The sequence below is a fragment of the Slackia exigua ATCC 700122 genome, from assembly GCF_000162875.1.
In the GTDB taxonomy this organism is placed as follows: domain Bacteria; phylum Actinomycetota; class Coriobacteriia; order Coriobacteriales; family Eggerthellaceae; genus Slackia; species Slackia exigua.
Genome location: NZ_GG700630.1, coordinates 188,509 through 200,712 on the forward strand (window position 1 = coordinate 188,509; position 12,204 = coordinate 200,712).

The window sequence follows — 12,204 nt, forward strand, 5'->3', positions numbered from 1 at the left end:
GCGGACGTTGACAGCGCCCGTCCTTCTTCGAGAATACGTAGAAAGAACCGCGTCGGCATATCCGATCCGACGCCTGAGGGGGAACGCATGGCACGAGAGAACCTGACGGATAAGCGGGCGCGCGCCGCCGAGATCGAACGGCGCATGTTCGAGCGCTACGGCGAGGGCGCATGCTCGCTCGACCACATAGATCCGTTCACGCTTACCATCGCCGTCGTCCTCTCGGCGCAATGCACCGACGCCGCCGTCAACAAGGTGACGCCGATCCTGTTCGCCGAATTCCCCGATGCCTACGCATTGGCGAACGCCCCGCTCGCCCGCGTCGAAGAGATCATCCATCCGCTCGGGTTCTTCCGCACCAAGGCCAAGAAGGTCATCGGGTGCGCGCAGACCGTGGTCTGCGACTTCGGCGGCGTCGTGCCGCGCACGATGGATGAGCTGACACGCCTTCCGGGCGTCGGCCGCAAGACCGCGAACGTCGTCATGGCGCAGGCGTTTCGCGATGCCCAAGGCATCGCCGTGGACACGCACGTCTTCCGCATCGCGCATCGGCTCGGATTCGCCACCCGCAACGACGACACGCCCGAGAAGGTCGAATTGAAGCTCCTGCGCATCTATCCGAAACCCGACTGGCTCTTCATCAACCATCAGTGGGTCCACTTCGGCCGCGAGTTCTGCCAGGCGCGGAATCCTCGATGCGCGGAATGCTTCGTGGCGGACGTCTGCCCGTTTCCCGCGAAGCGATAGGGCGACGGACGGCTAGCGCCGAGGCGCGTCCAGAACCGCCAGGACCGCAGCGACCATGTCGTCGACAGGAGCGAGCGGTCCGCGGCCGATATCGCCCGATGCGAGACGCCCCTCTCCCGGACCGACAAGCCGCACGCCGCGTGCGGCAAGCGTGCCCAGATTCTTCTCGACCGACGGATTGCGGTACATATCCGCGTGCATGGCGGGACAGACGATGATCGGACACGTCGTCGCGAGCAGCGTGGATGAGACCATGTCGTCGGCGATGCCGCATGCCATCTTCGCGATGACGTCGGCTGTCGCAGGTACCACGATCGCCGCCTCGGCCTCTTGTGCGAAGACGATATGCTTGATCGATGCGTCGTCGCTGTAATCGAACGTATCGGAATAGACCTTCTTGCCGGTCAGGGCTTCGAACGTGAGCGGCCCCACGAACTTCGTCGCTTCAGGCGTCATGATGACGCGCACCGAGCAGCCGCGTCCCACGAGCGCCGAGACGGCTTCGCACGCCTTATAGGCGGCGATGCCCGCGCTCACGGCGACGAGCACGCGTCTTCCTTCGTAATCCACAGATCCGCTCCCTTCTTCGCTCAGCGCCTCACCGTGACATCATAGACCTCCAGGTCTTGCAGCGCACGGATGGAAAACCCGTCGGGAGCGTCGGCCGCGGCCTCGAGCGCCGCGACGAACGCGCTCGCGCCGGAGAGGGCCGTGACGCATGTGACCCCGTGCTTGACCGCCTCGGTGCGCAGCGCATAGCCGTCGGAGCGCGTCGTGCGGCCGAAGGGCGTGTTCACCATGAAGGACACCTCGCCTGCCGCCAAGGCGTCGCCGATGTTCGGATGCGCCTCGGAGATCTTGCGCACCGTCTCGCAGGCGACGTTGCCGCCCCGCAACGCTCGGGCCGTCCCTTCGGTCGCCGCTATCCTGAAGCCGAGTCGCTGGATGGCCCGCGCGATCGGCAGGATATGCCGTTTGTCGCGGTCGCATACGGAAATGAACGCGGTTCCGGAACGCGGAAGGCCGTACGCGATGGCGATCTGCGTTTTCGCGAATGCCTCAGGGTACGTGTCGGCGATGCCCATGACCTCGCCGGTGGATTTCATCTCAGGTCCGAGCACGATGTCGGCACCGGGGAAGCGTCCCCACGGCATGACGGCCTCCTTGACGCAGAAGTGCTTCAGGCGTCGATCGTCGGGCGGAAGCCCCAGATCGGCGATCTTCCACCCCGCCATGACGAGCGCGGCGCACTTCGCAAGAGGCACGCCCGTCGCCTTCGATACGAACGGCACCGTGCGGCTTGCGCGCGGATTGGCCTCGATGACATGGATCGTATCGCCCTTCACGGCGTACTGCACGTTGATGAGGCCGCGCACGCCCAGCTCGAGCGCAAGCGTGCGCGTGAGGTCGCGCAGTTGGCCCACCACGCGATCCGAGAAGGAGAACGGCGGAATGCACGATGCGGAATCTCCCGAATGGATGCCTGCTTCCTCGATATGCTCGAGGACGCCGCCGATGTAGACCTCCTGTCCGTCGCACAGCGCGTCGACGTCGCATTCGCAGGCATCTTCAAGGAATCTGTCCAGATAGACCGGATGCTCTGGCGAAATGCGCACGGCTTGGTCCATGTAGTCGGATAAGGACGCGGCATCGTAGGAGATGACCATGCCTCGACCGCCGAGCACGTAGCTCGGACGTACGAGCAATGGAAACCCGATGCGCCGCGCCACCGTGCGAGCCTCGTCGAGGCTCGACGCCATGCCGGCGTCCGGGTAGGCCGCGCCGATGCGCTCGAGCACGGCCGCGAAACGTTCGCGATCCTCGGCCAGGTCGATCGCCTCGGGCTGCGTGCCCATGATGCGCACGCCCGACTCGGCAAGCATGCGCGCGAGCTTGAGCGGGGTCTGGCCTCCGAGCGTCACGACGACGCCCGCGGGTTGCTCGACGTCTACGATATCCATGACATCCTCGTAGGTGAGAGGCTCGAAATACAGGCGGTCGGACGTGTCGTAGTCGGTCGAGACCGTTTCGGGGTTGCAGTTGACCATGACGGTCTCGAAACCCGCGTCGTGCAGCGCATAGGCCGCATGCACGCAGCAGTAGTCGAACTCGATGCCCTGGCCGATGCGGTTCGGACCGGCGCCGAGAATCATCGCACGCGGGCGGTCGCACGGCGCGATCTCGGGATCGTCCTGACGCGCGACGCAGGCGCCAGGGCTCAGATAGGGCTCTTCGTAGGTCTTGTAGTGGTATTCGGTGCGTCCTTCGAACTCGGCCGCGCAGGTATCCACGGTCTTGAACGTCGGCGTGACGCCCAAGCCTTTGCGAAACGCCCGCACGATCCGTTCCTCCGACCCGGTCAGCTGCGCGATCTGCGCATCGGAAAGCCCCAGGCGCTTGACGGCGCGCATCGTGCGGGCATCGAACTCCTCGAGACGACGCCCGTCGACGACGCGTGCGGCCTTCATCACGTCACGGATGCGCGAGAGAAACCAGGGGTCGATCCCGCAGGCGTCGTGCACGTCCGCCACCGTCCATCCGCGACGAAGCGCCTCGGCGACGTAGAAGATGCGGTCTTCGGTCGGACGGCCGACGAATTCGGCGAAGCGGCTCTCGTCGAAGGCATCCGCACCATCGACGCCCATGCCCGCACGGCCGTTCTCAAGCGAGCGCATGGCCTTGCCGAACGCCTCCTCGAAGCTGCGCCCGATCGCCATGATCTCGCCGACCGCCTTCATGCGGGTGGAAAGCGTGGTGTCGGTACCCTTGAACTTCTCGAAGGCGAAACGGGGCGCCTTCACGACGCAGTAGTCGATCGACGGCTCGAAGCAGGCGGGCGTCGCCTTCGTGATGTCGTTCATGATCTCGTCGAGCGTGTATCCGACCGCCAGCCGCGCCGCTGCCTTCGCGATAGGAAAGCCCGTCGCCTTCGATGCGAGCGCGCTTGAACGGGACACACGCGGGTTCATCTCGATCACGATGAGGCGTCCGTCCGTCGGATTGACGGCGAACTGCACGTTCGAGCCGCCGGTCTCGACGCCGACGCGCTCGAGGATGGCAAGCGATGCGGCGCGCATGCGCTGGTACTCGATGTCGGACAGCGTCTGGGCGGGAGCGACGGTGATCGAGTCGCCCGTGTGCACGCCCATAGGATCGAGGTTCTCGATAGAGCACACGATAATGCCGTTGCCGGCCGTATCGCGCATGACCTCCATCTCGTATTCCTTCCACCCCTCGATGCTCTCTTCGACGAGCACCTCGCCTGTGGGCGAAAGCTCGAGGCCCTGCGAGACGATGTCGCGCAGCTCGTTCGCATCGTGGGCGATGCCGCCGCCCGCGCCGCCGAGCGTGAACGAGGGACGGAGCACCACGGGATATCCGATCGATTCGGCAAGGGCGAGCGCATCGTCGAGCGCATAGGCATAGCCGCTTCGAGCGATTTCGACGCCGATATCGGCCATGGCCTCGGCGAAGAGCTTGCGATCCTCGCCGGTTTCGATGGCGGGAAGGTCGCAGCCGATGAGTTCGACGCCGAAGCGCTCGAGCACGCCGGATCTCGCGAGCGACACCGCGGCGTTCAACGCCGTCTGGCCCCCTATCGTGGCCAGGAGCGCGTCGGGGCGCTCCGCCTCGATGATCCTCTCGATGAAATCCGGCGTGATGGGCTCGACATAGGTGCGGTCCACGAGCGCAGGATCGGTCATGATGGTGGCGGGATTCGAATTCACGAGGACGACCTCGTAGCCCTCGTCCTTGAGCACCTTGCATGCCTGCGTTCCCGAATAATCGAATTCGCAGGCCTGGCCTATGACGATCGGACCCGATCCGATGACGAGGATTTTGGAGATGTCGGTGCGTTTAGGCATGGAAAGCCTCCGTATCCTGAGTAAACGACCATTCGCCGAGGCGATCGGCGGCGCTGTCGATACCGAGATAGGCCTCGTCGCCGTCCATAAGGCGCATGAAGGCCGTGAACAGGTAGTGCGCATCGGTCGGCCCGGGCGACGCCTCGGGATGGTATTGGACGCTGAAGCAGGGATGATCGAGCATCGCGATGCCTTCGCAGGTACCGTCGTTGAGGTTGACGTGCGTCAGGCGGATGCGCCCGAAGCGCTCGTTCTCGACGACGGGCGCGATACGGCGGCGCGACCAGAAGCGCAGATCGCCTACATGGTCGGACGCACCGCCCGAAAGCTCGGGCACAAGCGGGCCGAGCGAAGGGAACACGAGGCCGAACCCATGGTTCTGCGCCGTGATCTCGACACGTCCGGTCACGAGGTTCATCACCGGGTGATTGCCGCCGCGATGTCCGAACTTGAGCTTTTCCATCGCAGCGCCCGCTGCGAGCGACACCATCTGGTGCCCGAGGCAGATGCCGAAGACGGGAACCCTGCCGATAAGGCGTTCGACCTGGATGTAGGTTTCCTTGACCGCATCCGGGTCGCCGGGCCCGTTGCTGAGGAATACGCCGTCAGGCTTCATGGCTGCAACGTCATCGGCCGGCATATCCCACGGCACGACCGTCACCTCGCATCCGGCGCGCGCAAGCCCTTCGAGGATGGAACGTTTGACGCCGCAGTGGTAGGCGACGACACGATGGCGCGCAGGAGAAGCCGGAGCCTGGGCGAACGCATGCGCGCGAACGTCGGGAACGAAGCGGCGGGGCGTCTCGCAGCTCGCCGAGCGCACGAGGTTTTCGCCTGCGATCGAGGGTGCGGCCTGCGCCTTGGCGCGCAACGATTCGGGATCGAGATCCGTCGTCGAGATGACGGCCGCCTGGGCGCCTGTCGAGCGGATGCGGCGCACGAGCGCGCGCGTATCGATGCCTTCGACGCCGATGACCCCTTCGATACGCAGATATTCGCCCAAGGACAGATCGCTTCGCCAATTCGAGGGTTCGACGCACAGGTCGGCGACGACGAGTCCGCGCAAGGCAGGATGCGCGGCCTGCGCATCGGCGAGCGCGACGCCGTAGTTCCCGATCTGAGGATAGGTGAGCGCAACGATCTGCCCGGCATAGGATGGGTCGGTGATGATCTCGAGATAGCCTTCGAGCGAGGTATTGAAGCAGATCTCTCCGAGCGCCTCGCCCGACGCGCCGCATGCGCGGCCGAAAAAGACGGTGCCGTCGGCAAGCGCAAGAGCCGCAGGACGCATCCTGCCCTTGGATGTCGCCTCCTCGAGGGCGCGCGCAAGATCTGCAGACGATTCGGATGCGACGGTATGGCGGTAGGACGGGGTATCCACGTGTTTCTCCTTTTCGGTCTCTCGGTACCGGCTTAAAGGATGCATGCGCCAGATGCGGCGCACATCTTCTGGGAAGCCGCATGGCGAAAGTATAGGAACGTATTCTTTCCGTCGTGTTACCTATGAATAGAAAAACGATAAGAACAGATTTTCAAGGGCGAATATGCAAAATTACGCATATAGTAGGGAAGAATATGCAAGGTAAAACGCGCGAAGGGGTGCAAGGCGAGGTGGAAGAGCGCTTAAAGCAGGGCCGCCGGAGCGGAAGAGAGGGCGGCAAGCGCGCCCACGCCGACGACGATGCACCAGGCCATGGATTTCGTCTTGATGCCGACGACCGCGACGATGGCCGCAGCGATGAGCGGGGCTATCCACGTCCATGCGTCGCCAACGAATAAATCGGGTTTGAACAGGTCGTTCGCAACAAGTGCAGCAAAGGCGGCGGGTGGGATGAACCCGAGGGCCGTCACGAAGCCCGGCGGCAGCTCCTTGCCTTTGAGCGCGAATACCGGCGCGACGCGGCAAAGGACCATCGTCGTGGCGCACAGCACGAGTATGACGAGGAAGTCGGATGCGGGCACGCCTATCCCCCCATCCTGATGTCGGTCGCGCCGGAAGCGCCCGAAGGCCCGGGCGTCGTGCGACGGGAGAAGACGACCGCGGCGGCGACGCCGACGAGGGCGCCGACGAGGATGGCCGGACCCGTAAGGCCGACCGATTTGCACAGCACGACGCCCGCAACGGCCCCGCCGATGGCCACGAAGTTCTCGGGCGAAGCCTTCTGCATGGAAAGCAAGCAGATGAACAGCGAGGTCATGGCGAACGAGGCAAGTGCGGTCGGAACCGAGATCGCGGCGCCCACAACGGCGCCGGCGACATTGGAGAGGATCCAAGAGCTCTGGGAAAGCACGTTCACACGCAGCGCATCGGAGACGCTCCAGCCTCCGTTCATGAAACGCGCGAGGTTCACGCCGAAGCTTTCGTCGGTGACGGTTGCGCCGAACAGGCAGGCAAGGCGTTTCGACGCCGCATCGCAGAACTGCGAGAGCGACGCGCCGTACAAGGTCTGTCTCGAGTTGACGAGCGATACGCTGAGCACGATGGCGCCGATGGGGTTGCCGGCGAGCCACATGTTCGGAATCATATACTGCCCTGCTCCCGAGTAGAACAGGATGCTCATGGCGGCGACCATCCATACATCCATGCCGGCCGCGACGCCCAGAATGCCGCAGGGCAGGCCCAGCACGACGTACCCGGCCATGATGGGCCAGGCTGCTTTGAACGGATCTTTCCAGGAATCAAGCGTCATGAGGCGAGATTATAGCCTTCTTGCAGGCCGTTCGAAACACCGGGCCGTCTCCATGAAGAAACGCCCGCATCCGCTCGCAAGAATGAAGGTCGCACGCACGCCTGTGCGTGCAGAGCATTGCTACGGACGTCGCGCGAACGGGATGCGGCTGCGCGGAATGAAGAGCTCTTCGAAGACGCCGCGGGCATACCGGTCGGTCATGCTCGCCACATAGTCGGTCGCGGCGCGCACATCGTCGTTCGGCGATATCGCACGGTATTCCGACGGCACGTCCTCGATATGCGCGACGAAATATTCGAAGAGCTCGGAGAGGACATGGACGGCCTTGTCGACCTGCGCCATAACCGAAGGGGCGGTGTAGACGGCCTGGAACAGGAACGTGCGCAGCTCGTTCATGGCAGCCCCGACGTCGTCGCTCAGGCGGATGTCGCCCTCGTGCGCCGAGGTCTCGACCATATTGACGACGAGCGTCTCGATACGGCTCGAGTGATCGCACCCGAGCAAGGCATGCGTACGCTCCGGAAGCTCCGATTCCTTGAGAATGCCTGCCCTGATCGCGTCGTCGATATCATGGTTCACGTAGGCGATGCGATCGGCGATGGCGACGACGCGGCCTTCAAGCGTCTTCGCGCGCTGCTTCCCCGTATGGCGCACGATGCCGTCGCGCACCTCCGCCGTGAGGTTCAGGCCGCGACCGCCGCCCTCGATGACCTCGAGGACGCGCAGGCTCTGCTCGTTGTGGCGGAAGAGATCGGGCACACGCGCGTCATCCGACGCCATGCCCCTATGACGTGCGATGCACGCGCGCAAAGCGCGCTCCCCCGCGTGGCCGAACGGCGTATGCCCCAGATCGTGGCCAAGCGAGATGGCTTCGGTCAGATCCTCGTTCAGTCCGAGCGCCCGCGCGATCGTGCGCGCGACCTGGGCCACTTCGAGCGTATGCGTGAGGCGCGTACGAAAATGGTCGCCCTCGACGGCGATGAAGACCTGCGTCTTATGCGATAGGCGCCGAAAGCTCTTGGTATGGAGGATCTTGTCGCGGTCGCGCTGGAATTCGGTGCGCAGGCGATCGGAGGCGGCGGGCGCATCGCGTCCTTCGCTTTGCGCGGCCCGCGCAGCATCCGCGGACAGGGCGCCGTCCTCCCGATCTTCCAGGTCCTCGCGTCTCACGATGCGCATTCCGGCCTCCTTCGCCATGCGATGCCGTTTCCCTTGGAGTGTAGCAAAAGCGCGTAAAAGATAAGGAGGGCGAAACGCATCCGTCCTCCTTTTGCAACTCCTTCGATGGCCGGCTGCCAGGAAACGTCGTCGCTACGGCGTCGGCCCGCTTCCGCCTTCAGGTCGATCGCCGGCGGGACCGCCGCCGCCCATGCCGAACGACACCGTCGTCGATGTCGAGGCCGTGACGTTTGTCGCCGTGCCGCCCGAAAGAACCCCGCCCGACGTGACGGCGGCCGCAAGGTTCGACAAGGATGATGCACCGCTCGCCTCGCCTCCGACGACGATGCGGGCCTCGGAGCCTTCATGCAGCCTGTCGGATGCGACGATGACGGACTGGAACGCCTTATCGGAGACAAGCGATGCGAGAATGTTCCCCTCCGCGTCGACGAGAGAGACCGCGTCGCCCGCGTCGCCGTCGACATCGGCTGCGGCCCAGACGCCCGAAGCGCCGGAGAACCCCTGCGCCATGCCCGAGCTGCCGACGGCGAGCACGGTTCCGCCTTCGTACGTGCCTTCGAGCGAGTAATCGAGCGCTCCGTTGCCGCCGTCCTCGGGACCGGACACGACCGTCGTCCCGCCGCCGATGGAGAGATTGCCGTTGCTGTCGAGGCCGTCGCCTGCGGCGTTCACGTAGAGGAAGCCGCCCGAAATGTCGATCAGGCAGGATGCATCGGAATCCTCCATGCCGCCCGGAAAACCTCCTGCCGACGGCATACCTTCCCCGCCAGGATGGATCTCTTCGGCATCGGAGGGCGAGGCCGGATCATAGGCGGCCGTGCGCGAGGATCCATCCTTTTCAGCCTCGGGCGTCGAAGCGTTCAGGCCGTCGTCGCTCGATGTGACGGCCGTCTCCCCGCCATGCACGTAGATGGTCTGGGCTTCAAGCCCTTCTTCGCTTCGATCCACATCGTTTCGGCCCGCGGCGACTTCGAGCACGTATTCGCCATGCACGCCGTCGTCGCCTGCGGAAATCGTGAGCGTGCTTCCCGCAAGGGCGACGTCCCCGTCGCTATGGATGCCGTCGTCTTCGGCCGTGACGGACACGGATCCCCCGCCGAGGCGAACGTAGCGCGCGGCCTGGATTCCGTCGTCTGCAGCGTCTATCGACAGCGTTCCGCCGTCGATGCTTACGAACCCGCGCCCTTCGTCCTCGTCGTTGCTGGATTTGATGCCGTCGGCGCCGGCTTCGATTGTCAGATCGCCATCGGCTATCTTGACGCAATCCTTGCCTGAAAGGCCGTCGTCCGCCGCGGTTACGGCATACGTGCCGCCCGTTACGACAAGGCCGTCGGTCGAATGGATGCCCTTACCGTAAGGCGCGCTCACGTCGAGCGCGCCCGTTCCGTTCAAGGCGAGGTCGGCCGTGCCGTACAGGGCGGCATCGGCCTCGTCTTCCACGCTCGCTCCGGAGGCCAAGACGTTCGAGGTTCCTTCGGCAAGCGTGATGACGCATTGTTCGGCTGATTCGACGGAGATCGCCGGCGCCGTTTCGTTCTCAATGCGCGCGCCCGCAAGCACGATCCGGACCTTCGCCGCATCGGCGTCGGCGGCCACGACGACCTGGGCATCGGACGCGGAGCCCGACACGATATAGGTTCCCTCGTCGGATATGGTCACGACCGATCCGTCCGCCGTCGCTCCCGTCCCGTCGACCGCCGCCGATTCCTCGGAGAACGCGATCTTCGTCGCCGACGCTTCGTCGTATGAAGCATCCAGGTCGCGATCGGAATACTCGAGATCGTACGGGCTCTGGTCCACGTATTCGACCGAAGCGACCGGCGTCGCCTGGGACGCGACGTCATCCGTCGAGGTCGAGGCGGCTCCTGAAACCTCCTGCGGGCTTCCCGAGGTCGTGCATCCTGCAAGCATGCCCGCGCATGCGACGGTCGCGACGGCCAATGCGAAGCGCAAAGAGAGCACGTAGGCGGCATGCGCACCGCTCATCCTGCGCGCGAACGTCTCAACGAGCGGAAATCTATTCGTCATGGCTAGAGCGCCTCCCTCTGGGTCGCCGCGGCTCCGAGCGTGATCTTGAGGTTGCCGTTCAGGCACCGCAGCTCGTCTATGAGCTTCTTCTCAAGGCCGCGTTCGCGCAACGTGATGTCGTAGCGCAGCTGGAACAGGCTGCCCATGTTCGTGGTCTGGATGGATGAAAGCTCGAAGCTCGACGCATACCTTTCGATGGGCTCGTCGAAGACGCCGTCGAATTCGAGGTCCTCGGGAACGCTGATCGTGAGCGTCTTGCGGGAAGCCGGCATCGCGCCGAATCCGGAACGTACGTATACGATGTTCACGATGCCGACGATCACGGCGAACAGCACGGCGAGCCCGATGAAGCCCATGCCCGTCGCCAGGCCGATCGCCATCGCAAGGAACACGCTTCCGATCTCCTTGGCCGTGCCGGGAATGGAGCGGAACCTCACGAGGTTGAACACGCCCATGACCGCGACGCCGACGCCCAGATTGCCGTTGACGAGCATGATGACCATCTGCACGATCAAGGGCAGCAAAGCAAGCGTGACCACGAAGCTTTTCGAGTAGCTCGTCTTGTACCGGTAGATGAGGGCGCAGGCGAGCCCGAGGATTATGGATGTCGCGCAGCACGCGAGAAACGAGGCCGCCGTCACGCTCGCGGCGGTCGATTCGGCGGTGCCGAGGATCGAGGAGAATACGAGATCTTGCACGAGAGGTCCTTTCGAGAGAACGGTTCACCGAACACGATGCGGATTCCGCGTCGCGCGGCCGGCGGGTCATGCGGCAGGCGCATTCGACGGAAGGCATCCTTCCGCTTTCATGCCCTTGATGCGCCGATAGGCTTCCCCGTACTTCGAAAACGAGGTCGGATAGGCCTCGACGGCGTCGAGCGCGCGCACGAGCCAAAGCGGGTACGATCCTGTGACCTTGATCTCCATGATCGCTTCGCCGGGGTTCAGAAGCTCGGTCCAGCCTGCATCGAGCATCCTTGGATCGCGGTAGAAGACGGAGCGGTCGAACGTGATGCGGACCGGCGGCTCCTCGTCTGTCTCCGCCGAAGCCAGGGCGATGCGGTCGACGGCGATGTCCATCGAGGGCGTCAGGGCGTCCCATCGATCCATGAACGCCTCTATCTCGTGCGCGATCTGCGTCGATCGGATCGTAGGTTCGATATCCCGCGCGCTTTCGTCGCCACGGGCGCACGCTAATGCCTCATCGTACGGCAAGCCGCCGAGAAAGCGTTCGGCCGAACGGGGCGTCATCGCGATGCGCCGCTTGTAGACGATGCCCTTGAACTTCTTCTTGAGCTCGACGAACGCGCGATCGGCATCGGTTCCGTACGTCCGGACCCGCAGCTTCTCCTTGTACAAGGGCTTTTCAAGGGAACGTGCGATGAGGCTTCTTTCCTCGGTATCGAAATACCTGCTCGTCACCAAGGAGCGTCCGAAGGAATCCTCCTGCATGCGTTCGCCGAAAGCTGCACGCAGCATGCGGTACTGACGGCGCGAGATGCGATACTTGACTTCCTTGCGTTCGAAGACATCGGCAAACGTGTTCATGGCATCCTCCTGGTTCTCGTGATGGACGCATCGTACGAACGCAGCCTGAAAGGCATCTGAAAGTCTTTCGAGGCTTTTCAGATTCGCTTCAGCGTTGCGCATACAATGGGAGCCATACGATTTCGAACCTCGTGACAAGGAGCGACA

The 12,204-nt window shown here is 64.1% G+C and carries 10 protein-coding genes; 1 reads left to right on the top strand and 9 read right to left on the bottom strand.

What is annotated here, in order from left to right; genetic code table 11:
* The first annotated feature begins 87 nt into the window (after positions 1–87).
* Positions 88–747: an endonuclease III gene (gene nth, locus HMPREF0762_RS00835; protein ID WP_006361434.1), complete on the top strand. Its 660-nt coding sequence runs from the start codon at positions 88–90 to the stop codon at positions 745–747.
* A gap of 12 nt (positions 748–759) precedes the next feature.
* On the opposite strand, the gene HMPREF0762_RS00840 is transcribed toward nth, so the two are convergent.
* From HMPREF0762_RS00840 to HMPREF0762_RS00880, 9 genes are all read right to left on the bottom strand, one after another.
* Positions 760–1,317, bottom strand: coding sequence for a flavoprotein (locus tag HMPREF0762_RS00840; RefSeq protein ID WP_050759667.1), 558 nt, complete (start codon positions 1,315–1,317; stop codon positions 760–762).
* Positions 1,318–1,337: 20 nt separating this feature from the next.
* Positions 1,338–4,613 carry a carbamoyl-phosphate synthase large subunit gene (carB, locus tag HMPREF0762_RS00845; protein ID WP_006361436.1) on the bottom strand — a complete coding sequence of 1,092 codons (3,276 nt, stop codon included), beginning with the start codon at positions 4,611–4,613 and terminating at the stop codon, positions 1,338–1,340.
* Entirely contained in the window at positions 4,606–5,994 is a 1,389-nt protein-coding gene (gene carA / locus HMPREF0762_RS00850; protein WP_040618746.1) for a glutamine-hydrolyzing carbamoyl-phosphate synthase small subunit, read from the bottom strand. Before carA ends, carB begins: the two co-directional genes overlap by 8 nt.
* Positions 5,995–6,236: 242 nt before the next feature.
* Entirely contained in the window at positions 6,237–6,575 is a 339-nt protein-coding gene (locus HMPREF0762_RS00855) for an AzlD domain-containing protein (protein WP_006361438.1), read from the bottom strand.
* A 2-nt stretch (positions 6,576–6,577) separates the two neighbouring features.
* Positions 6,578–7,303 carry an AzlC family ABC transporter permease gene (locus HMPREF0762_RS00860; RefSeq protein ID WP_006361439.1) on the bottom strand — a complete coding sequence of 242 codons (726 nt, stop codon included), beginning with the start codon at positions 7,301–7,303 and terminating at the stop codon, positions 6,578–6,580.
* A 120-nt stretch (positions 7,304–7,423) separates the two neighbouring features.
* Positions 7,424–8,482: a deoxyguanosinetriphosphate triphosphohydrolase gene (locus HMPREF0762_RS00865; RefSeq protein ID WP_040619136.1), complete on the bottom strand. Its 1,059-nt coding sequence runs from the start codon at positions 8,480–8,482 to the stop codon at positions 7,424–7,426.
* A 132-nt stretch (positions 8,483–8,614) separates the two neighbouring features.
* Positions 8,615–10,510, bottom strand: a complete 1,896-nt coding sequence (locus HMPREF0762_RS00870; RefSeq protein WP_006361442.1) for a carbohydrate-binding domain-containing protein — start codon at positions 10,508–10,510, stop codon at positions 8,615–8,617.
* Positions 10,511–10,512: 2 nt separating this feature from the next.
* Positions 10,513–11,208 (bottom strand): DUF4956 domain-containing protein, encoded by a 696-nt coding sequence (locus tag HMPREF0762_RS00875; protein ID WP_006361443.1) that lies wholly within the window; start codon positions 11,206–11,208, stop codon positions 10,513–10,515.
* 66 nt (positions 11,209–11,274) lie between these two features.
* Positions 11,275–12,057: a polyphosphate polymerase domain-containing protein gene (locus HMPREF0762_RS00880; RefSeq protein ID WP_245935464.1), complete on the bottom strand. Its 783-nt coding sequence runs from the start codon at positions 12,055–12,057 to the stop codon at positions 11,275–11,277.
* Positions 12,058–12,204 lie beyond the last annotated feature (147 nt).

Excerpts from the sequence above, each read along its gene's own strand:
- HMPREF0762_RS00870 (WP_006361442.1), bottom strand. The coding sequence starts at position 10,510 with ATGACGAATAGATTTCCGCTCGTTGAGACGTTCGCGCGCAGGATGAGC.
- nth (WP_006361434.1), top strand. The coding sequence starts at position 88 with ATGGCACGAGAGAACCTGACGGATAAGCGGGCGCGCGCCGCCGAGATC.
- HMPREF0762_RS00860 (WP_006361439.1), bottom strand. The coding sequence starts at position 7,303 with ATGACGCTTGATTCCTGGAAAGATCCGTTCAAAGCAGCCTGGCCCATC.
- HMPREF0762_RS00880 (WP_245935464.1), bottom strand. The coding sequence starts at position 12,057 with ATGAACACGTTTGCCGATGTCTTCGAACGCAAGGAAGTCAAGTATCGC.
- HMPREF0762_RS00865 (WP_040619136.1), bottom strand. The coding sequence starts at position 8,482 with ATGCGCATCGTGAGACGCGAGGACCTGGAAGATCGGGAGGACGGCGCC.
- carB (WP_006361436.1), bottom strand. The coding sequence starts at position 4,613 with ATGCCTAAACGCACCGACATCTCCAAAATCCTCGTCATCGGATCGGGT.